The sequence below is a fragment of the uncultured Hyphomicrobium sp. genome (assembly GCF_902826555.1).
Classification (GTDB): domain Bacteria; phylum Pseudomonadota; class Alphaproteobacteria; order Rhizobiales; family Hyphomicrobiaceae; genus Hyphomicrobium_C.
Genome location: NZ_CADEFI010000015.1, coordinates 19,122 through 40,576, shown reverse-complemented (window position 1 = coordinate 40,576; position 21,455 = coordinate 19,122). Strand labels below are relative to the sequence as shown.

The window sequence follows — 21,455 nt, the reverse complement described above, 5'->3', positions numbered from 1 at the left end:
TTCCAGGTTCAGTTCGGCGAGTTCGGCGGAGCCTACGTGCAGCACTGTCACAACACGGTGCACGAGGATTTCGCCATGCTCCTGCGCTACCAGCTGATAGCCGACAACGGCGAGGCCCAGTTGGCAATTTCTCCGACACCCATCCCTACGGAAGACGGCGTAACGTTCATGACGCCTGAGATTCTGCCGGAAGGAGATCCACGCAAAAAACGTAGCAGCTAGACGATCGAAACGCTCGGTTGAGTATGGTGCGATTGATATCAGTCCTGATCGGCTCCTTGAGCATTGGAGCAGGCCTTGCGCTTGCCTTCTGCGATCCGTTCTCGATTTCAAGCCTCTCACCGAGAGAGGAAAGTCGTTTCCCGCAACGCATGTGGAGCGCCGACTACTTCACGAACACCCCCGTTGTCACGCATGACGGCAAGGAATTTCGCTTCTACGAAGATCTGATCAAAGGCAAGATCGTTGTCGTCAACTTCATCTATACGAGTTGCCGCGACGTCTGCTCACTCGCAACGGCGCGGCTCGCGCAGGTGCGTGAAATGCTTGGCGACCGCGTCGGGCGCGACATCTTCTTTTATTCGATCACGCTCGATCCGGCGTTGGATGGTCCGGAGGTCCTGAAAAAGTACGCCGCCAATTTCCACACCGGTCCCGGTTGGCTGTTCCTGACCGGAACGCCTGAGAATATTTCTACCATTCGCCAAAAGCTCGGCGAGCGCAGCAAGTCTCTCGGCGATCACCGCAATGATGTTCTTCTCGGCAACGACGCCACTGGCGAATGGGGCCGCGATTCGATTTTCGCCGATGCCGAGCACCTCGCCCATAACATTGTGCGCATGGACCGTCGCGAGCGCGACACTCCGACCATGAAAGTAGCGGGCGCCATCACCGGCGGAGCGCCGCGTTCACTCGGCCATGTTCCGGGCCGCGCGCTATTCGTAAAGGCGTGTGCCGCATGTCATAAGATCGGCGACGGCAAACACATTGGTCCCGATCTTGCGGGCGTGACGGCCCGGCGCCCCCGCGACTGGCTCGTCCGTTTCATCGTCTCGCCCGGAAAAATGATCGGGGAAGGCGATCCCACCGCGCTTGCCCTCCTCGCGGAGTATCGCGGGTTGAGAATGCCGGAGCTGGGTCTCACCGAAAAGGATGCCGAAGACGTCATCACATACATCGAAACGAACGCCGGAAAGACAGGCGATCAGGATGTGATCGGCGCCGCCGCAGGCAATGGTCCGGAAGGAAAGTAGGTCCCTCAATCTGCCGTGCCTGCGCTTTGCGGCGCCTGCTTCTGCAGGATGGGAATTTGAACCTCTCGGCTTGCGCGCTTGACGACGATGAAATCCCGCTCGATCCCTTTGAGCGTCCAACCGTCCACCGTGCCACCGATGCTGATCCATCTCGCAAGCGGATCCGACGCCGCCCTGATCAGCGCCAGATGCGAGCTCCCCCAACGCATCGTTCCGACGAAAGTAAGGGCGTCCGGTTGAGACACAGTGGTTTTGTCCGCGTCCTGAGATGCGGACACCGGGAGCGGAGCAGGCCGACGCCCCGCGTTGAATAACGGCCGCTCCAGACTCTCGGCTACGGAACTCGGAGAAATATCGGCATCCGATATGACTGTCGCTGCACCGGACGGCGATGCGCCGTTAGGCGTCGCCCCGCGAACGGGAGATGTATCGATATCACGCGTGAGCACATATGCGTTGGCGCCGATCAATAGCGCGATTGCGACCGCGAACCCGATGGTGACGGCGCGTCTCAAGGCCGAGTTCATGGCGCCGCCTCCGCCTTGCCGACGAGTCCCAGCGCCGTGATCCGGACATCGAGTTCTCGTCCTGGACGTTCGCTGGCGTCCGGCGCTCGGGAGACCTGAAGCGCATCCACGAGGACGAACGGCCGCTTCGTTTCGAGGTTCAGCAACAGTGCTTGAAGCCGCTGCAGATCGGTTTGAAACTGCACGTCGACGCCGACGACGCGTACGCCGTCCTCCGTACGAGCGGGAACGACCGCCAGACTGGCGAGACGAATGCCGACGTCGTCGGCCGTCTTTGTGACGCGTGCTTGCAACGAAGCCGCCTTGATCTGCTCGCTGTGCCCGCTGAGAAGAACAAAGTTGAGGCTCTTGAGAGCCGCTTCGTCACCCTCTGGACTGACATTCGTCGTCTCGAGCAGATCCACAAACCTGCCGAGCAACCGGCGCTGCTCGTCAATCCGCTCGTCCGCCGAGGCGAGCCGATGCGCCACCGGGGCGACAAGCGCGACGTAAATCGCCAACGCAAGGATCAAGGTCAGCGCGATCGCCGCGAGCTTGCTCAACAGGGGCGACATGAGCCTCATAGCGGCTCCTCCCCGGCGGTCTCGCGAATGGCCGAAGCCCCGCCGCGAAGTGAAAATCGAATACTGAAGCGCTCGCCATCCGTCGCCGGGTCGATCGTAACCGGTGCCGCAAGTTGAACGTCCGTGAAAAAACCGCTCCCCTCGAGCAGGGGAATGAGACGAGATGTGTCCCGCCCAAGCCCGCTGATCACAACGCCTTGTCCGACGATTTTGAGGTCGGAAAGGTGCACGTCATCCGGCAGCAGATGCGTCAGCTCATTCAGAAGCAACACACTCGGAACATACCTGGACTTGAGCGCCGAAATGGCGTTGGCCTCATCACGTTTCGCAAGCGCCGGCATGGCTGAAGCCTGCCGCTTCTGCCACTCAGCGCGAGCTTGGTCCGTTCGCGCGACAAGGCTGGATAGGACGCGCTCCGACCGGATCACGGCAATTGCCGTCGCCGTCGCGAGCAATAAAAAGACAATCGCGGCAAGCACCGGAAGCATCTCGAATTTGCGACCCTGCCCCGTCTTGTTGCCCGCCAAGAAATTAATGGGAAGCGGCTTTTGCCCGTTTTTGTCCAGACAGGTGATCGTTCCCGCATCGACTCCAGCATTTTTCAGCCGTGTTTGCAGCGCCGCGAGCGTCTGCCGCTTGATAATGAATTGCCTGATCGAAAGGGCGCCACGATTTTCCGGGGACGGGCTGGCCATGTATGAAAACAATACATCCGCCGATTTAAATGGCGTGGCCCGCTCGAGCTCCAGTCGGTTAATACGTTCCAGGTCCTGAGCGGCCGCAGCCGGAATCGTAAAGGTCCGTTCAAGGCATGCTGAATACGGCAACCAGACGGCGGCAACGCCGGAAATAGCGCCATCTCCACGCTGGACAAAATCCGGCCAATGCACCGCTTCACTCGCGACGCTCGCCCCGCCGCCTTCCGATGCACGGCCGCGCGGAACGACGCGAAGCTGGCCATCGTCATCGTAAAGCGTGAGGCCGTCCGGATCCTCAGAAAAAGCAGAGCGGACGGAATGGGGAAACAGGCCGAGAAGCTCGCCCGTCCACCATTCAAGCGCACGCCTTGAATAGATCCCGAAGGTGCCTGTGAAAGCTTGCATAATACGCGATCAAAAGAAGCGCGAGCACACCGGTTTTTGTGGCGCTCGTTCCTGGATCTGATTTATAATCCATTTATCGATGTTTGTCCCGGTGCTCTTCCCCAAGAAAAGCACCCAATTCACTGTGTTGGCGTCATGCAGATTGTAAGCTCTGCACCACGGTCTGCGCGTCCGAACCCCAGATCCGCCGGGTTCTCGGAAAGCCTGTTGGCTCACCTTGCAGCCCGCGGCCTGATCGATCCGCTGTCCGCGAAACGGGCGGAAAAGGTGCAGGCGCAAAGCGGCGAGCGCCTGGATCTGATCCTGACTCGACTGGGCTTGGTGGATGAAGCGTCCATTGTTGAAGCCCTGTCTGCGTTGCTTGAGCTCCCCCGCCTATCGGCCTCCGACTTCCCGGAATCGCGCGCCGTCGACGTCGACTTGCCTCCCGAGTTCCTGCGCACCGCGCAGATGATCCCCGTTGCGCACGCCGAAGGGCGCGTCACGGTCGCAATGGGCGACCCATTCAACACCGATGCCCTGAGCTCCCTTGCATTCCTCTTGGGTCACCCGATCGACGCGGCGATTGCAACCGTCGGTGACGTCGAGCGAGCGATCGAGCGGCTCTATGATTCGAAAGGCCCCGGGCGCGTCGCGGGGCTCGCGCAGCAAAGCGGCGGCGCCCAACAATCGGCTGACGAAGATATTCGCCGGCTGGAGGACCTCGCGAGCGACGCGCCCGTCATCAAGCTGGTCAACGAGCTGATTGCCCGCGCGGTCGAGGCCCAAGCTTCCGACATCCACGTCGAGCCGTGGGAAGATTGCCTGAACATTCGCCTCCGGATCGACGGCGTCTTGCAGATGTACGACCGGCTTCCGAAAGAGTCCCACGCGGCCATCGCGTCCCGCATAAAGATCATGGCGCGGCTCGACATTGCCGAGCGGCGATTGCCGCAGGATGGACGCATCAACAGCATCGTCGCAGGACGCAACGTCGATCTGCGCGTGGCGACGATCCCGACCATCTGGGGCGAGAACGTCGTATTGCGCATCCTCAACCGGTCGAGCGTCGCGCTCGATTTTTCGCACCTCGGCTTCTCGGAAAGCGACCTTGTCGATCTCAAGCGCATGCTGTCCGAGCCGAACGGCATGCTGCTGGTCACCGGCCCGACCGGCAGCGGAAAAACGACGACGCTCTATACGGCTCTTGATCGCCTGAACGACAGCGAAAGGAAGCTGTTCAGCGTCGAGGATCCCGTCGAATATCACATGGGCGGCATCAACCAGGTTCAGGTTGCCCCCCGCATCGGTCTAACGTTCTCCAAAGCGTTGCGGTCGATCCTCCGGCAGGATCCCGATGTGATCATGATCGGCGAGATCCGCGATCTCGAGACGGCGGAGATCGCAATCCGCGCTTCCCTCACCGGGCATCTCGTGCTGTCGACCCTGCACACGAACAGCGCGACGGCCAGCATCACCCGGATGCTGGACATGGGTGTCGAGGACTACTTGCTCGGTTCGACGTTGGTCGGCGTCCTCGCGCAACGGCTGGTGCGCCGGCTGTGTCCAAGTTGTCGCGCGCCGTCCGAAGCCGGGAGCGCCTACATCGATCGGCTGATCCGGGTTGCCGAACCTGCCCTGGCAAAACGGGCGCCGTCCAGTAAGGGCCTGTTCAAGGCCGTGGGCTGCTCCAAATGCCGAGGCACCGGCTTTTCCGGCCGCACAGCGGTCTACGAACTTCTCTCGGTAACTGACGATGTTCGCGACGGAATCGTGAAACGGCAGGGCGAACGCCAGCTTGAAGCGACGGCGACTGCGGCCGGGATGGTTCCCATGCTCGCCAATGGCCTCGCCAAGGCGTTGGCGGGCGAGACGACCGTCGAAGAGGTCTTGCGCGTGACGAGAGCGGACGATGCCGCGATATAGCTTCAAGGCGTACGACGCGAATGGAAACCTTCGCACGGGAGAGATCTCGGCCGACACGCGGGGAAGCGCGCTTGAAACCTTGTCCCGGCGCGCCCAAACCGTCGTCCATTTGGACGAGCCCGGCGCAAAGACGATTCCGTGGTGGCAGCGCGAAATCGGCCAGGACAAGCTGTCCACATCGCAGCTCGCGAGCTTCACGCGCGAGCTGTCGAGCCTCGTCAAGGCATCCCTTCCCGTCGACGAGACGCTGCGCATCCTCTCGATGCAGCCTCAAATCCGCGCCCGTCTGCGGCAGGCCACCCATGAGCTGCTCCGCCGCGTGTCGGAAGGCGAGCAGCTTTCGGCGGCAATCGCCAGCGATCGGATATTTCCCGAGTTCTATTCCCGTCTGGTGGCGGCGGGCGAGATGAGCGGCGCATTACCGGCAACCCTCGAGCAGTTAGCTGACTATCTGGAGCGCAGCGCGGAAAGCCGGACCCGCATCGTGGCATCGCTGGCCTATCCCGCGCTCATATTTGTGGCGGCGCTTGTCGTCATCGGCGTGCTCGCCGTGGTTCTCGTCCCCGCCGTTCTGCCGATCTTCGCCGACGCCGGCACCGATCCGCCATTCATCATCCGCACGCTTTCGGGGCTCGGCGCGATCGAGATGACGACCTGGATCGCGCTCATTGCGGCCTTTCTCGGCATCGGCGTGTTGGCCGCCACCAATCGGCCAGTTCGCCAACGTCTCGACCACGCCATTCTCGGGTTTCCGCTCGTGGGACCCCTTGTCGTGGAGCGCGAATCCGGCCGCTTCGCGCGCGCTCTCTCGATGCTGCTCGCCAACGACGTGCCGATGTTGGACGCGTTGCGGATTTCCGGTGACACGCTATCGAGCGCCGTGTTTCGCGACGCGATTGCCGAAGCCGGACACCGCCTCAAGGAGGGCGAATCCCTGGCGACGGCACTGGCGCGTTCCAGCCGTGTACCACCCCTGCTTCTCCGGCTCGTCTCGGTCGGCGAGCAGACCGGCCAGCTCGGCGCGCTCACGCAGCGCGCCGCCGAAATTTATGAAGGCGCATTCCAGCGGCGCGTCGACCGCCTCACAGCGATGGCTACGCCGATTCTAACCTTAGTGATCGGAGGTATCGTCGGCGTCATCGTCGTTTCCGTTCTGAGCGCCGTCCTGGCGATGAACGCGCTGGTGCTCCAATGAAGCCGGGCAATGACCGATTATTCGCAACCGACGCCGGATACAGCATCCTCGAACTGCTGATCGTACTCGTCGTGATCGCCGCCTCCGCAGCGATCGTCGGACCGCGCGTCTCTGCAAGCCGCGACGCGGTCGCTCTGGATGCCGCGGCATACCGGCTTGCCTCAGCCCTCGCGCGGACACGGGCCGGCAGCATTTCAAGTTCGTTACCACGTGATTTCGTCTTGAACCCGGCGCGGCGTAGCTATGGCGCCGATCAGGACAAGGCATTGAGACAGCTCGAGGCAGGCATCGCCGTGTCGGCGAGCGGATTCGCTACCGAGCCGGGCAGCGGGCGGATCCGTGTTCGATTCAAACCGGACGGGACGGCGACCGGCGGCGCCATCGTCCTCAGAAAAAGCCGATCCGCCGTTTCCATCGCAGTCGACTGGTTGACCGGGACCGTGCGCATCAGGCGGATGGGGTAGGAAATGGATACCGATGAAGCCGGCTTTTCCCTCATCGAAGTCCTGGTCGCACTGACCATCAGCGCCTTGCTCATGGCCGCCGCGTACCGCGGCCTGGCATTGGGCACACGTGGCATACGAATAAGCGATGTCGAAGCCCGCATGCTCGAGGTCGCGAAGACAGAGCTCGCGAGAGCAGGCGTGGAAACGCCGTTGGTCGAAGGCACGCAATCCGGCCGTAACGGCGGCATAGATTGGACGCTGTCGATCAGTCCCCACCACGCGGGAGCCGATGCATTCGGCGCATTTCGCAAGCCACGCGCCTACTGGGTCGCGGTTGAAGCCCACGCACGTGGCCGCCCGCCGAGGCGACTGATGACTCTGAAGATGGACGGCGCCAATGACCGATAACGCGCAGGCGATGGCGTCTCGGCAGGCCGGCTTCAGCGTCATCGAAGCAATTGCCGCCCTCGCGCTTCTGTCCATCGTCCTGGCATTGACATCGACGGCGCTCAACGCATCACGGCACGCACTGCGACGCGTCATCGCCCAAGATGGCGACATCACATTCGCAACATCGATGCGGTTCGTCGAGCAGCGCCTGGCCGACGCGCAACCGCTGTACGAACAGCGCATCGGCAACCAGGCCAACATCCATTTTGTCGGAGAACCCGAGCACGTAGCGTTCCTGGCTGCCGTCGAAGACGGCGAGATGCCAGGCGGACTCTACCGCGTGGAACTCGGCCGCCTCGTCACGACCAAGGGATTGGCGTTGCGGATGACGCCGCATGCTCCGAACCGGCGCAAAGGAACGGCTCCGTCACAGCAACGAACGATCGATGCCGGGGTTTCAAATTTCAAAATTCAATACTTCGGACCCGGCCCGGATAACGAAAATAGATCTTGGCAAGACACGTGGAAAGGTCGCGCTTCATTTCCTTTGGCCATTCACGTGAAGGCATGGCGAAACGGAAAATCTGCAGGTGCGATTTACGTGCCCCTACGGCCCGGTCGACCATTGATAAACGCTGCCGGATAGGCACTTACAGACAGCTGCCGCGGCCGATGAATCCGAAACACAAGACGCGAACCGACAACCGAACACAACAAATGGCAAACACAAAGACGTTCACGACATAACTCGATGCAGGCTTTTCAACGGCACAAATCGGCATCCAGATTTTAAGAAAAAGGAGCGTTGCATCATGTTTTTCAGATCGAAAACGAATAAACCCAAAGAAACCGCGAATGGCGCCGCGATAGCGCGCGACTCCGTCAAAGAGCAGGCCGTGACGGCAGCGTCACCGCGTCCGGACGGCACAACCGCATCCGCACCATCGAAGAAAGCTCTCGGAGAGGCGAAGGCTTATTCGCGCGGTGTCATCCAGGCCTTCGGCGCAGTGATGGCGGTCTGCTGCCGATCAAAGTCCCACCGCGGAAAGACGCTTGCGGAGATTGAGGAGAAGGTTGCACCGGCCGTGCTGAGCGGCCAGTTCTCGTTGGCCGAGGCGACACATACGAAAGATGGCCTCGCCACCCCCGTCGCAGCCGTCCTATGGGCCAGCGTATCCGAGAATGTCGATCGGCGCTTGTCCAGCAGCGCAACCACCACTCTTAAATCCGAGGATTGGAAAAGCGGCAACATCATCTGGATCGTCGATGTCGTAGGCGACAACCGCATCCTCAAGGCCATGGTGAAGACGCTGCGCGAAAATGCCTGGAAAGGCCGATTGGTCAAGGTTCGAACGCGAAACGCGAGCGGCAAGCTCGGCACACGCATTCTGCAGAACGCAACCGCTTGAACACGCCGCGCGCGAGCATCCATGCCAAGCATGGTCGGGGCTGGGGCCGAGGCTAAAACTAAGCTCGCACCGGCTACTCTTCACGCGCTCCCAAGATTGGCGGGATCGCGAATTTTAAAGCATCCGGAAGCGCCGCGCGCCAAACGTCCCAAAGCTACCCTCAAAGACGTCTCGCACAGGCGATGCGTTTTGGTCGTCGCCACGACTGCACATTGACCACAAACGCTCGGACCTAGCCGCGGATCCTGGCATTCGCCGGATCGTAGAGAGGTTCGAGCGAGACCGCCGCCGGAATGCGCTCTGTCGCCACCTCGAGCTCATAGGACCCCGAGAGCACGAAATCCGCGTCCACACCCAGCTCCGGCCGTCGCACATAGCCATAGCCGACCGAACGGCCGACCGTATAGCCGAAGCCGCCGCTCGCAAGCCAGCCGACACGCTCACCGTTGCGATAAATCGTTTCGCGGCCCAGCAGCACCACGGACGGATCTGTCGTGAAACAGGTGAGCAGCCGCGGCAACGGCTTGGCCGCCTGCGCAGCAATCGCCTCGCGACCCTGGAATGGCGTGTTCGATTTCAACTTCACGGCCCAGCCAAGTCCCGCCACCAACGGAGAATGGTCCGGCCCGATCTCCGATCCCCAGGCGCGATAGCCCTTCTCGAGCCTGAGCGACTCGATGGCCCGGTACCCCGCGTTGGCGATGCCGTGCTTGGCACCTTCCGCCATCAACGCCTCGTACACGGCGGTCATGAACTCCACCGGGATGTGCAGCTCCCAGCCGAGTTCGCCGACATAGGTCACCCTGAGCGCAATCACCGGCGCCCCGGCGAGGGTGATGCGGCGGATTCGTCCGAACGGAAAGCCCGCATTGGAAAGATCATCCGACGAGAGCGCCGACAACACATCGCGCGTGCGCGGCCCCATCACCGCCAAGACGCCGTAGGCCGAGGTCAGGTCGACGAGCCGCGCGTCGAGTCCTGCCGGGATAGAGCGGCTGATCCAATCGAAGTCGTGCGTGGCGAACCCCGTCCCGGTGACGATGTAGTAGGTGTCCGCCGCCAGCCGGCCGACCGTCAGGTCGCACTCGATGCCGCCCTTTGTATTCAACATCTGCGTATAGACGAGGCGGCCCGGCTCCTTGGAGACGTCGTTGGCGGCAATCCAGGACAGCGCTTGCTCCGCGTCGCGCCCCACCAGCATGAACTTGGCGAACGAGGTCTGGTCGAATACCGCAACACGCTCGCGCGCAGCGGTATGCTCGCGCTTCACAGCCTCGAACCAGTTCTGCCGGGCGTAGCTGTAGGTGTCCTGCGCCGCCTCGCCCGCCTTGACGTCGGCAAACCAGTTGGGTCGCTCCCAGCCGAGCTTCTCGCCGAACACGGCCCCCTGCGCGAGCAATCGGTCATAGAGAGGCGAACGGCGAAGCGGCCGGCCGGAGTGATGCTCCTCGTGCGGCCACGCCATCGTGTAGTGTTTGGCGTAGGCTTCCATCGTGCGCGTACGCACCCAATTCGTGTCGACGTGATTGCGCCCGAAACGGCGGATATCGACCGGCCACAGGTCATACGGCGGCTCGCCCTTGGCAACCCACTCGGCGAGCGCCATGCCGGCCCCGCCGCCGGCCGCGATACCGAACGCGTTGAAACCGGCGCCGACAAAGATGTTCCGTACCTCCGGGGCCTCGCCCAGGATGAAATTGCCGTCGGGTGTGAAGCTCTCGGGACCGTTGATGAACTGGCGGATACCGGCCGTCTGCATGGCCGGGACGCGCCCGGCGGCCAGCTCGAGCAGTGGCTCGAAGTGCTCGAGGTCATTGTCCAGAAGTTGAAACGCGAACGGCTCGCCAAGCTTCGTTTCCGACCACGGCTTCGGATTGGGCTCGTAGCCGCCCATGACGAGACCGCCAACCTCTTCCTTCCAGTACGTGAGGCGATCCGGATCGCGCAGGGTCGGCAATCCCGGCGTCACGCCGTCGATCTTTTCCGTGATCAGGTACTGATGCTGCATCGACACCAGCGGAATGTTGACCCCTGCCAGCTGGCCGATCTGGCGCGACCACTGCCCGCCGCAGATCACGAGCTTCTCGCAGGCAACACGCCCCTTGTCGGTCACCACCGCGCGCACGACGCCGCCCTCGACCTCGATGCTGGTGACGCTCACGCCTTCCTTGATGGTCACGCCGCCTTGCCGCGCCCCCCGCGCCAGCGACATCGTGATGTCGGATGGTGACGCCTGCCCATCGGTCGGCAGGAAGGCCGCACCGACGACGTCGTCCACCTGCATCAGCGGCCATAGCGCCTGCGCTTCCTTGGGCGTGAGGAGCTGCATGTCGAGGCCGAACGACTTGGCGGTCGTGGCCTGCCGCTTCACCTCCGTCCAGCGTTCCGCATTACAGGCAAGCCGCAAACCTCCATTCCGCTTCCAACCCGTGGCCAGGCCGGTCTCTGCCTCTAGCCGGTCGTACAAGGCTACAGAATACCCGAGCAGTTGCGTGATGTTCGCGCTCGACCGGAGCTGGCCGACGAGCCCGGCTGCATGCCACGTCGAACCCGATGTGAGCTGACCGCGCTCGAGCAGCAGCACATCCTTGAACCCCATCTTGCCGAGATGATAGGCCGTCGAGCATCCGACGATTCCGCCACCGATGATGACGAACTTGGCCGACGTTGGCAGCTCGCTCATGTTCTCTCCATGGTCTTGTATCGGGCATAGGACGCGTCGAAGCGCGCGAGATTCTCGGCCGTATAAGCCGCGTAGTCGAAATCGACGGTGGAATGGATCTCCGACACCATCGCCCACAGCGTTTCGCGGAGAAGCGAGGCCGACGTCATGGCAGCCGCCTGACGACGCAGAGCGTCATCGACCGGTCGCTGGAAATAAGCGGAGACCAGCGTTTCCGCCATCTCCGCCGGCATCTCACTGTTCGACGCCAGCCCCCCGAGATCGAACAGAGGCGAGTTGAAACCGGCATACTCCCAGTCGAGCAGCCACAGCTTGGTGCCGTCGTCGAGAATGTTCGCCGCCAGAAGGTCGTTATGGCCGAACACGACATCGATCGGCCCGACCGCCACTTCCAAAGCCTGCGCCCGCGCGAGCAGATCCGGAAGCAGCGCATGGTGGCGGCTTCCGCCCTCGCGCAGCGTATGCGCATAGTCGCGAATGACATGGAACGGCCAGAACATCGGCGCCGGTCCGCGCAGGTGAAGCGCCACGTCGCGATGGCAACGCCGAACGAGATCCACCAGCCGATCGAAATTCGCGGCATTGCGCACATCGTCAGGCGTGAACGTGCGCCCTTCGATGAAGTCGATGACCATGATGCCGGGCTCCGCATGGAGGACCGCGGGGCTGATCCCCGCCGCATGCGCCGCCCGCGTCGCTGCCAGCTCATTGGCCCGCACGACGCCATGCACGAGAATGTCGCCACCGGTGCGCACCACATACTTCTTGCCGCGGTCGCAAACGACAAAGTTCTTGTTCGTGATCCCGCCGAGCAGCGGCTCGGGATCGACGCGTCCGAACCAGATGTCGAGACGCGTCACCCGTTCCACCAACGGATCGATTGCCAGATCAGGCTGCATCGCCGGCTCCCCTGCGCTGCGCGGCTAGGCGGCTCGCTCCGCCCTGGATCAAGCGGTCCGCCACGATGGCGATGGCCGCAACGCACAACCCGGCCACGAGACCCTTCCCCGTATCGGCCTTCGTCAGCGCCATGTAGACCTGCTGCCCGAGATCCCGCGTCCCGACCAACGCGGTGATCACCAGCATGGAAAGCGCCAGCATCACCGTCTGATTGAGTCCCAGGAGGATGGTCGGTAGCGCAACCGGAAGCTGGATTCGCCGCAGGATTTGCCGCGACGTGCATCCCATCGAGGTCCCGGCTTCGGTGAGCATTTCCGGGACCTGCCGGATCCCGTGCGCCGAGAAGCGCACTGCCGGCGCCAACGCGTAGAGCACGATGGCAAGAATGGCCGTGAAGTCGCCGACGCGGAACAGCATCACGGCCGGAATGAGATAGACGAAGCTCGGCAGCGTCTGCAGTGTGTCGATGACCGGCTCGACGATGCGCCACGCCTTCGGATTGAGGCCCGAATAGATGCCGAGCGGAACGCCGATCAAAGCCGCGAAAAAGACTGCAACGGCGCACAGATACACGCTCACCATCGCAAACTCCCACTGCCCGTTGAGGACGACGAACAGCGCCAGCGCCGAAACGAGCGAGGCCAGCCGCCAGCCGCTAAGCCACCAGCCTGCTGTGGCAAGCGCCGCGATCACCAGAGGCCACGGCTGGGCCAGCATGAACCGCTTGACCGGAAGCAGGAGGTTCAGGAGCAGGAACGTTTTTATGGCGTCGAAGAAGTCGAAGAAATGCACGTTGATCCATTGCACGGCCGCGGACCAGAACGGCGCCGTGGAGAATTGCAGTGCTTCTGGATAGGTCGCGACGAACGGCAGAAAAAGCCCGAGCACATAGGCCGCCACGACAAATGCAGCGAGCCCCAGGAAAAAGCGCCGCCCTCCGCCTTGCGCATCTCGCAGGCGCGCGCCCTCCGCATAGGCTTGGCTCAGGCGGTCGAGCGCGATGGCGAGCATCACGATCGCAAGCCCGGCCTCGAGCCCGCGCCCGATATCGAGCCTCCTGAGGCTGGTCAGGACATCGAAGCCGAGACCGCCCGCACCGATCATCGAGGCGATGATCACCATGTTGAGCGACAGCATGATCACCTGATTGACGCCAACGAGAAGCTGAGGTCGCGCCGCGGGCAGCATCACCTTGAGGATCATCTGGCGCGGCGTCGTCCCCGCCATGGTGCCATACTCGACGATCTCGCGCGGCACGCCGTCGAGCGCCGCCATCGTCACCCTCACCATCGGCGGCGCCGCGTAAATCATGGTGGCGATCATCGCAGCCACCGGTCCGAACCCGAACAGGAACAGGATTGGAATAAGATAGGCGAAGGTCGGCACCGTCTGCATGAGATCGAGAACCGGCCCAATGATCCGCTTGAACAGCGGCACGCGATAGCCGATCACGCCCGTGACCACGCCGACGAGAATACCGAGCGGCGCCGCCACCACGATTGACGACAGCGTGGTCATTGCGCTCGCCCACTGCCCGAAAACCGCGAGATAGAGGAATGCGCCGCCGGCAAGCAGCGCGAGCCGCCGGCCGCCGAAACGGTATCCGAGGGCCGCGACGATACCGATCACGGCCACCCACGGCAGGGGCGGCGCGAGCCGCACGGCCGCTGACCCGCGGCCTTGCTGCAGGCCGGTGGAGAAAATGGAAGTCGCAACATCCAGCGGAATGTTGAGCACGTCCGCAATCGCGCGCGTCATGTCCTTGAACGTGAACAGGCCGAAGCTCGCCTGCTCGACGAGCCACTTCATGGCGTTCGAAATGCCGCTATCGAGCCCGAGCCGCCAGGCTTGAGGAAGCTCGCTCATCCAGCCGGGAAGGCGATCCGTGAACAAGAACGCGAGGAACGCCAGCGCGACGAACGCGCCGAACACCGGGGCGGTCGGACTGAACCGCACCTCCGTACCGGCCGGCTTGCTCTCCACCGCCGCGGCCGTCATTGGCGCTCCTCGGCGCCGACGAGCACGCGCATGACGGTCTGCCGATCGACGACGCCGATCTGCCGCCCAGCTTCGTCCGCCACACCGAACGGCAAGTCGGAGGCCTCGACGCGCGCCGCGAACTCCCCAACCTTCATCCCCGCGCCGATCGTTCCGGCAACGGCCTCGCCGGCCTTCACGTCGCGCATGATGGCACGCGCGGAGAGAATCTTGCTTCGCGGCGCTTCCCGCGTGAACTCGGCAACGTAGGCATCGGCCGGCGCGCGCACGAGATCTTCCGGCGTGCCGACCTGCACCACGCGCCCGTCGCGCATGATGGCAATTCGGTCGCCGACCCGCACGGCCTCGTCGAAATCATGCGTGATAAAGACGATGGTCTTGTGCAGCGTGTCCTGCAGCCGCATGAACTCGTTCTGCATCTCGCGCCGGATCAGCGGATCGAGCGCCGAGAACGGCTCGTCGAGAAACCAGATATCGGGATTGGTGATCAGAGATCGCGCGATGCCGACACGCTGCTGCTGCCCGCCGGATAGCTGGTGCGGAAGGTTATGCTCGCGGCCCGCAAGCCCCACGAGCTCGATCATCTCGCGCGCCGGCTTTTCGCGCTCGCGCCGTCCGAGCCCGCGGATCTCGAGTGGAAATGCGACGTTGTCGAGCACCGAAAGATGGGGCAACAGCGCGAAGTGCTGAAACACCATGCCCATCTTGTGCCGCCGCAGCTCGATCAGATCCTCCGGCGTCGCGGCCAGAAGATCGACTCCGTCGAATGCGACGGAGCCGCCGGTCGGCTCGATGAGCCGCGACAGGCAACGCACGAGCGTGGACTTGCCGGAGCCCGAGAGCCCCATGATGACGAAGATCTCGCCGCGCTCCACCTCGATGGACGCATCCGCGACCGCCGCCACGTAGCCCGCCGCCTTGATGGCGGCATCGCTGGGCTGCGACGCGTGCTGGCTCAGAAAGCCCTTCGGATCCGGCCCGTAGAGCTTCCAGAGGTTCCGGCAAACAAGAGCGGCGTTGGTCATGCACGATGTCCGGCGCGAGATGGATTTGGATCACGACGCCCTGAATGAAGGCTCGCACCTCGAAATCGGCGCGAGCCCACAGCCCGGAGCCCGGCGGAGCAGATTAGCCCGAGATCCACTTTTTCCAGCGGGCCTCATTGGCCTTGATCCACTCGGCGACCACGTCGTCGAGCTTCTTGGCATCCAGGTCGATGTCACCGACCAGCTTGCCCATTTCGTCGTTGGTGATGTTGAAGCCCTTGATGGCCGTGTAGGCCGACGGCCACTTATCCTTGAGACCCGCCCATGCGGCCTTCCAGATCGGCCCGCGCGGCTTGCCGCAATCGTGGGTCTTCTCTTTGTTGATGCCCCAGGCGGGATCGGTGTAGCAGGCCGGCTCGTACTTCGGGAATTCGATCCACTCGCCCTTGTACTTGATCGGCGCCCAATGCGGCGCGTAGACCCACAGGATGACCGGCGCCTTGCGCTGGTAGGCTGACTCGAGCTCGGCGAACAGAGCGGCGTCCGTGCCGGCGTGCACCACCTCGAACGGCAAATCGAGCGCCGCCACGCGCTCCTCGTCGAAGCCGCCCCACGTTACCGGGCCGCCGACATAGCGCCCCTTGGGCGCGGTCTCCGGCGTGCTGAAGGCCTCGGCACAGGTCTTGAGCGCTTCCCACTTCGGAAGTTCGGGACACTTCTCTTTCATGTACTCGGGAAACCACCACTCCTCGATGGCGAGCATTCCCGTCTCGCCGAGGTTCTCGACCTGCTTGGTGCCGACCGCCTCTTCGAGCGCGTCCTTGCCGGTCGTGGCCCAGATCTCCATCGCCAAGTGCACGTCGCCGGTCTTCAGTCCCGCGAACTGCGCCAAGTAGTCGGCCTGCACGTATTCGATGTTGAGCCCGGCCTTCTTCAGCACCTCACCCATGATGTGGGCGCTGACGAGCTGGCCCGTCCAATCGTGAAGCGTGATCTTGATAGGGTCTTTGGAGTCCTCCGCCAGAGCCGGTGGCGGCAGGACGGAGGCGAGCGCAAGAGCCGCCAGCGCGGCCGAGGAGCGAAGCATCACCATTTTTCACCCGATTTTGCGTTGTGAGGACCGACAAACTCCCTGCGCAGGACGGGCGGCCGCTGCAAACTTCGAGTTAGAGGCTGCCTGCAAGCGCACGCTCAGCGTCCCACGATCCCACAGAATGTCAATAAACATTCCACATCCTTGTTGCTTTTTGTGGTTCTTTGCCCGACTCTCAAGCAAATTGCCGGGAGACGCGGCCCATGAATGTTCCGACACGATGGCAAAGCGCCATCCTCGATGCGCTGCGCGTCACCGGCCGCGAGTCGATCACCTCGCTCGCTGAGCGCCTCAACGTCTCCGACGAGACCGTGCGCCGTCACGTGAAGGATCTTGTGGAGCAGGGGACCGTTCATCGCGTGCACGGCGGCGTCGTGCTGGCCGGCGCTCTTGCCGAGCCGCCGTTCTCCCGCCGCATCAAGGAGCGGATCACCGCCAAGCGTGCCATCGCCAAATCCGTGGCAGCACTGGTTTCCGATGGCATGACGCTGCTCATCGACTCCGGTTCCACCACCACCTACGTCGCCGAGGCCTTGCAGCAGAGAAGCGGTCTTACCGTCGTCACCAATTCCATTGAGATCGCCCGCATGCTGCTCGGCCGCAGCGACTGCGCCGTGCAGCTCGCTGGCGGCGCACTCCGCGCCGACATCGGCGCTGCCGCTGGACAGGAGGCCATCGAGCTGATCAATGAGTTCCGCGCCGATCTCGCCATTCTCTCCATGGGTGCCATCGACGCCAAGGACGGCTACATGGATTTCGACATCGACGAGGCCCGCGTCGCACGCGCCATGATCGATCGGGCGGACCGCACGATCGTTGCCGCCGACGCTTGGAAGTTCACTGCCAAGGCACGCGTGCGCGTATGCGGCTTCGAGCCGATTGCGACACTCGTGACGGACGAGGCGCCACCCGCCGCGCTGCGCGAGAAGCTCGAAGCGGCGGGCACTCAAACCCTCGTCGCCGCGCTTTCCCATTCCGCCGAGCCGAATTGATCGAAGCCCCGAGACAGGACACCTCATGCCGCAACCGTTCGACAGGCACGCCCGCATCGTGATCGTCGGCGGCGGCGCCATCGGCTGTTCGCTCGCTTATCATCTCGGCCGCCGCGGCGAGCGCGACGTGCTCGTTCTCGAGAAATCACACATCACCGACGGCTGCACCTGGCACGCCGCCGGCCTCGTCGGCCAGCTTCGCGGGCGGCGCAACCTCACCCGGCTGATGCAGAACTCCGTCGCCGTGTTCGACCGCCTCGAAGCGGAATCGGGCCTTCCCATCGACTGGCGCAAAGTCGGCTCGCTGCGCCTTGCATCGTCGCCGGAGAGGTGGAGCGAGATCCGCCGCTCCATGACGCTGGCCAAGAGCTTCGGCTTCGAATGCCACGCGCTCTCCGCGTCCGAAGCCAAGGATCTCTTCCCCTACATCGAACCCGACGGCGTCGTCGGCGCGGCGTTCATTCCCTCCGACGGCTACGTCGATCCCTACGCGCTGACGCACGCCTATGCCGCTGCCGCCCGCAAGTCCGGCGTCACGATCCAGGAAGGCGTCTGCGTCACGGAGATCCTGACGGAAGGCCGCCGCGTCACCGGCGTCGCCACCGATCACGGCACCATCGGCTGCGAGATCCTCGTCAATTGCGCAGGGCTGTGGGCCAAGCGTCTCGGCGAGCTCGCTGGCGTCGCGCTTGCGGCAGGCGTCGTCGAGCATCAGTACTTCTTGACCGAGAAGAAACTCGACCTGCCAAGGACACTGCCCACGCTGCGCGATCCCGACAAAAATTTCTACCTGAAGCCGGATGTCGGCGCCTTCGCCATCGGCGGCTGGGAGGATGGCACCAAGGGCTGCTGGCGCTCACGCCCACCGTTTGCCTTCGGGCGCGAGCTGTTTGCCGAGAACTTGGAGCGTCTGGAGCTGTTCGCGCTTCCGTGCGCCGAGCGCCTGCCGGTGCTCAACACGATCGGCATCCAGACCATCATCAACGGCCCCATTCCCGTCTCTGCCGATGGCGAGCCGATCATGGGCCTCGCCCCTGAGCTCGACAATTTCTATGTCGCCTGCGGATTCACCGCCGGCATTGCAGCCTCGGGCGGCGCCGGCGAGGCCATGGCCAACTGGATCCTTTATGGCGACCCCGGCATGGACCTCTGGGCATTCGACGTGCGCCGTTTCGGCACCCCCCATGCCACCGGGCGCTACCTCGAAGATCGTGCCATCGAGGCTTACGGCAGTTACTACAAAATACACTGGCCCGCCGAGGAAACGGTCGCGGGACGCGGCCTGCGCCGGTCGGCCGTGCACGCCCATCTCGAACAGTCAGGCGCCGTCTTCGGTGCCCGTTTCGGCTGGGAGCGCCCGCTGTGGTTCGCCGCGCCCGGGACCTCCCGCGACGAGACATCGAGCTTCGAGGAAAAGCCGAGTTGGTTCGACGCCGTCGGTGCCGAGCATCGCCACATCCGCCAATCCGCCGCCCTCATCGACCAGACCTCGTTCTCGAAATTCGAAATCGATGGAGCGGGCGCGACGGCTGCCCTCGAAAGAATTGCGGCCAACCGCATTGCAGGCGACCCCGGCCGCTGCATCTACACGACCCTTCTCAACGCCAAGGGCGGCATCGAGGCCGAGGTCACGCTGCTGCATCTCGGACCGGAGCGCTTCATGATGATCTCGGGATCGGCATTCGGCGTGCGCGATTCGAGCTGGGTGCGCCGCAATCTTCCGGCAAACGGCTCCGTCGCCATCCGTGACGTCACCTCTGCCTGGGCCGTGCTCAATCTCTGCGGCCCGCGCTCACGCGACGTGCTACAGGCGCTCTCCGACAACGACCTCTCGAACGCGGCATTCCCGTTCCTGGCCGTGCGCGACATCGAGGTCGGACACGTTCCGGTGCGCGCCGTCCGCGTCGGCTACGTCGGCGAGCTCGGCTACGAGCTGCATGCGCCGGCCGAATACGCGCCCGCGCTCTACGAGGCGCTCAAGGCCGCCGGTGCCGCCTTCGGCATAAGGGATATCGGCTATCGGGCCATCGAGACCTGTCGCCTCGAAAAGGGCTACGTCTACTGGTCCGCCGAGATCGGTCCCGACAACGATCCCATCTCCGCCGGCCTCGAAGGCACGGTAGATATGACCAAAGACTTCATCGGCCGCTCCGCCATCGAAGCGATCCACACCACGGGATCCAAGCGCCTGCTCTGCTCCTTCACAGTCGACGGCTTCGCACCCTTCCATGGCGGCGAGACGATCCTGCATGATGGCCGCGTCGTCGGCCAGACCGCAAGCACGAGCTTCGGTCACACGGTCGGCAAGACCATCGCCTTCGGTTGGCTGCCGACAGAGCTTGCCGACGCTCAAGGCTTCTCGATCGAGGCGTTCGGCGTCACCTATCCCGCAACACGCGTCGCACGCACGATTTACGACCCGGCCAACGAAAGACTACTCTCCTAGCGGCAACAGTGAGGGAGTGGGACAATGGGCGTCATCGACCAGGACCTCAGCGACATCGGCGCCGCGCTCGACCGGCTCGGCATCCGCAATGCCGTCGAGGGCAGCGAAGCGACCGTCACTCGCCTTGGCGGCCTGACGAACCGGGTCTATCTGATTGGCAACCCCCATCGCGATTATGTGCTACGCATCCCCGGCAAGGGCACCGAGGAATACATCAACCGCAAAGTCGAAGCCGTCGCCGCACGCGCAGCCGCACGCGCGGGCGTGAGCCCCGAGGTGCTTGCCACCACCGGCGATGGCCTGATGCTGATGGCCGCCATTCCGAACGCCGTCACGTTGTCGCCCGAGGGCTTCGCGACCATCCCGGGTGCACCGACCCGCGCAGCCAATGTCCTGCGCAAGCTGCACACCAGCGGCGAGACGTTTGACTTCCGCTTCGAGCTGTTCGCCATGATCGACGACTACTTGAAGATCCTTTCCGGCAAGACGGTGGACCTTCCCGAGGGCTACCACGACGTGCTCAAATCCGCCGAGGCTGTGCGCCAGGCCCTGAACGCGCATCCTCTGCCGCTAGCCCCCTGCCATTGCGACCCGCTGTCCGAGAACTTCATCGATGCCGGCGGCCGCATGTGGCTCGTCGATTGGGAGTACTCGGGCATGAACGATCCGCTCTGGGACCTCGGCGACGTGATCGTCGAGGCGAAGCTCGCCCCCGACAAGGAAGCCGAGTTCATCGCCGCCTATTTCGGCGGTCCGCCGAGCCCCGCCGAGCACGGTCGCGTCGTCATCTACAAAGCCATGTGCGACCTGTTGTGGACCCTCTGGGGTTTGATCCAGCACGCCAACCAAAATCCGGCCGACGATTTTTGGGCCTACGCCACCGGCCGCTTCGAGCGTTGCAAGGCGCTGATGGCGACACCTGAGTTTCCGATCCACGTTGCCACTGTCGCCCGCGGATAATCCGAGCCCGATTTCCGCCGCGGACGAACTTGCACTAACATGCCGCCGCAAGCCGCACGGAGGCCGCCCATGGAACAGCTTCTCGTCGCCATGACATGGATCTCGGCGCTTGGTGCCGCATTGATCGCCGGCGTTTTCTTTGGCTTCTCGACCTTCGTTATGACGGCGCTCGGCCGCCGCCCCCCGGCAGAAGGCATCGCCGCCATGCAGGAGATCAATCTTGTCGTAGTGCGCTCGGGCTTCATCGCCGTGTTCGTTGGTACGGCGATCGCATGTACTGCGCTGGCCCTGCTGGCCGGGCTGCGTTGGGATGATCCCCGCATCCCCTATTGGCTGATCGGCGCGGCCCTCTACGTCGTCGGCACGTTTGTTCTCACCATCGTCCGCAATGTCCCGCTCAACGATGAACTCGCAGCCGTTGATCCGGCAGGCAGCGAGGGCGCCGCCGTCTGGTCGCGCTATCTCGTCGATTGGACGTGGTGGAACTCTGTGCGCACGGCAGCGTCTCTAGCGGCCACGGCTGCTTTCATTCTCGCCATCCGCACGCCCGCCGCGCCCTAGAGCGCTTCCGGAAAAGTAGGAACTGGCTTTCCGATAAGAAGCGCG

General features: G+C 63.5%; 20 protein-coding genes. 12 read left to right on the top strand and 8 right to left on the bottom strand.

Annotated elements, in window-relative coordinates:
• Together QZV93_RS08665 and QZV93_RS08660 are read left to right on the top strand one after the other, a co-directional pair.
• On the top strand, positions 1 to 222 hold a 222-nt coding region (locus tag QZV93_RS08665), incomplete at its 5' end, for a hypothetical protein (protein WP_295557648.1).
• A gap of 56 nt (positions 223 to 278) precedes the next feature.
• Positions 279 to 1,253: an SCO family protein gene (locus QZV93_RS08660; protein WP_295557646.1), complete on the top strand. Its 975-nt coding sequence runs from the start codon at positions 279 to 281 to the stop codon at positions 1,251 to 1,253.
• 5 nt (positions 1,254 to 1,258) lie between these two features.
• Here QZV93_RS08660 and QZV93_RS08655 read toward each other — a convergent pair whose 3' ends face one another.
• The 3 genes from QZV93_RS08655 to QZV93_RS08645 all read right to left on the bottom strand — a co-directional run bounded on the left by QZV93_RS08655 (position 1,259) and on the right by QZV93_RS08645 (position 3,446).
• Positions 1,259 to 1,462: a hypothetical protein gene (locus tag QZV93_RS08655; RefSeq protein WP_295557645.1), complete on the bottom strand. Its 204-nt coding sequence runs from the start codon at positions 1,460 to 1,462 to the stop codon at positions 1,259 to 1,261.
• A gap of 314 nt (positions 1,463 to 1,776) precedes the next feature.
• On the bottom strand, positions 1,777 to 2,343 hold the full coding sequence (gspM, locus tag QZV93_RS08650) for a type II secretion system protein GspM (protein ID WP_295557643.1): 567 nt from the start codon (positions 2,341 to 2,343) through the stop codon (positions 1,777 to 1,779).
• On the bottom strand, positions 2,340 to 3,446 hold the full coding sequence (locus tag QZV93_RS08645; RefSeq protein ID WP_295557641.1) for a PilN domain-containing protein: 1,107 nt from the start codon (positions 3,444 to 3,446) through the stop codon (positions 2,340 to 2,342). Before QZV93_RS08645 ends, gspM begins: the two co-directional genes overlap by 4 nt.
• Before the next feature lie 36 nt (positions 3,447 to 3,482).
• Between QZV93_RS08645 and QZV93_RS08640 the strand changes: the two genes are divergently transcribed.
• From QZV93_RS08640 to QZV93_RS08615, 6 genes are all read left to right on the top strand, one after another.
• On the top strand, positions 3,483 to 5,351 hold the full coding sequence (locus QZV93_RS08640; RefSeq protein WP_295557639.1) for a GspE/PulE family protein: 1,869 nt from the start codon (positions 3,483 to 3,485) through the stop codon (positions 5,349 to 5,351).
• Positions 5,338 to 6,546: a type II secretion system F family protein gene (locus QZV93_RS08635; protein WP_295557638.1), complete on the top strand. Its 1,209-nt coding sequence runs from the start codon at positions 5,338 to 5,340 to the stop codon at positions 6,544 to 6,546. Before QZV93_RS08640 ends, QZV93_RS08635 begins: the two co-directional genes overlap by 14 nt.
• Positions 6,543 to 7,010 carry a prepilin-type N-terminal cleavage/methylation domain-containing protein gene (locus QZV93_RS08630; protein WP_295557637.1) on the top strand — a complete coding sequence of 156 codons (468 nt, stop codon included), beginning with the start codon at positions 6,543 to 6,545 and terminating at the stop codon, positions 7,008 to 7,010. Before QZV93_RS08635 ends, QZV93_RS08630 begins: the two co-directional genes overlap by 4 nt.
• Positions 7,011 to 7,013: 3 nt before the next feature.
• Positions 7,014 to 7,400, top strand: a complete 387-nt coding sequence (locus tag QZV93_RS08625) for a prepilin-type N-terminal cleavage/methylation domain-containing protein (RefSeq protein WP_295557636.1) — start codon at positions 7,014 to 7,016, stop codon at positions 7,398 to 7,400.
• Positions 7,390 to 8,028 (top strand): prepilin-type N-terminal cleavage/methylation domain-containing protein, encoded by a 639-nt coding sequence (locus tag QZV93_RS08620; protein ID WP_295557634.1) that lies wholly within the window; start codon positions 7,390 to 7,392, stop codon positions 8,026 to 8,028. Before QZV93_RS08625 ends, QZV93_RS08620 begins: the two co-directional genes overlap by 11 nt.
• A gap of 166 nt (positions 8,029 to 8,194) precedes the next feature.
• Complete coding sequence (locus QZV93_RS08615) at positions 8,195 to 8,791, top strand: toxin-activating lysine-acyltransferase (RefSeq protein WP_295557632.1); 597 nt, start codon at positions 8,195 to 8,197, stop codon at positions 8,789 to 8,791.
• 232 nt (positions 8,792 to 9,023) lie between these two features.
• Here QZV93_RS08615 and QZV93_RS08610 read toward each other — a convergent pair whose 3' ends face one another.
• The 5 genes from QZV93_RS08610 to QZV93_RS08590 form a co-directional block, all read right to left on the bottom strand.
• Positions 9,024 to 11,474: an FAD-dependent oxidoreductase gene (locus QZV93_RS08610; protein WP_295557630.1), complete on the bottom strand. Its 2,451-nt coding sequence runs from the start codon at positions 11,472 to 11,474 to the stop codon at positions 9,024 to 9,026.
• Positions 11,471 to 12,373: a phosphotransferase gene (locus QZV93_RS08605; protein WP_295557628.1), complete on the bottom strand. Its 903-nt coding sequence runs from the start codon at positions 12,371 to 12,373 to the stop codon at positions 11,471 to 11,473. Before QZV93_RS08605 ends, QZV93_RS08610 begins: the two co-directional genes overlap by 4 nt.
• Positions 12,363 to 14,372, bottom strand: a complete 2,010-nt coding sequence (locus tag QZV93_RS08600) for an ABC transporter permease subunit (protein WP_295557626.1) — start codon at positions 14,370 to 14,372, stop codon at positions 12,363 to 12,365. Before QZV93_RS08600 ends, QZV93_RS08605 begins: the two co-directional genes overlap by 11 nt.
• A complete protein-coding gene (locus QZV93_RS08595; RefSeq protein ID WP_295557625.1) occupies positions 14,369 to 15,397 on the bottom strand; it encodes a betaine/proline/choline family ABC transporter ATP-binding protein in 1,029 nt (342 codons plus the stop codon). Before QZV93_RS08595 ends, QZV93_RS08600 begins: the two co-directional genes overlap by 4 nt.
• Positions 15,398 to 15,500: 103 nt before the next feature.
• Positions 15,501 to 16,451 (bottom strand): ABC transporter substrate-binding protein, encoded by a 951-nt coding sequence (locus QZV93_RS08590; RefSeq protein WP_295557623.1) that lies wholly within the window; start codon positions 16,449 to 16,451, stop codon positions 15,501 to 15,503.
• Between the two features lie 203 nt (positions 16,452 to 16,654).
• Between QZV93_RS08590 and QZV93_RS08585 the strand changes: the two genes are divergently transcribed.
• The 4 genes from QZV93_RS08585 (at position 16,655) to QZV93_RS08570 (ending at position 21,410) form a co-directional block, all read left to right on the top strand.
• The gene (locus QZV93_RS08585; RefSeq protein WP_295557621.1) at positions 16,655 to 17,443 is read left to right on the top strand and encodes a DeoR/GlpR family DNA-binding transcription regulator; all 789 of its coding nucleotides are present in this window, start codon (positions 16,655 to 16,657) and stop codon (positions 17,441 to 17,443) included.
• Between the two features lie 25 nt (positions 17,444 to 17,468).
• Complete coding sequence (locus QZV93_RS08580) at positions 17,469 to 19,889, top strand: FAD-dependent oxidoreductase (RefSeq protein ID WP_295557620.1); 2,421 nt, start codon at positions 17,469 to 17,471, stop codon at positions 19,887 to 19,889.
• A 33-nt stretch (positions 19,890 to 19,922) separates the two neighbouring features.
• The gene (locus QZV93_RS08575) at positions 19,923 to 20,849 is read left to right on the top strand and encodes a choline/ethanolamine kinase family protein (RefSeq protein WP_295557696.1); all 927 of its coding nucleotides are present in this window, start codon (positions 19,923 to 19,925) and stop codon (positions 20,847 to 20,849) included.
• Between the two features lie 69 nt (positions 20,850 to 20,918).
• Complete coding sequence (locus tag QZV93_RS08570) at positions 20,919 to 21,410, top strand: anthrone oxygenase family protein (RefSeq protein WP_295557618.1); 492 nt, start codon at positions 20,919 to 20,921, stop codon at positions 21,408 to 21,410.
• The last annotated feature ends 45 nt before the right edge of the window (positions 21,411 to 21,455 follow it).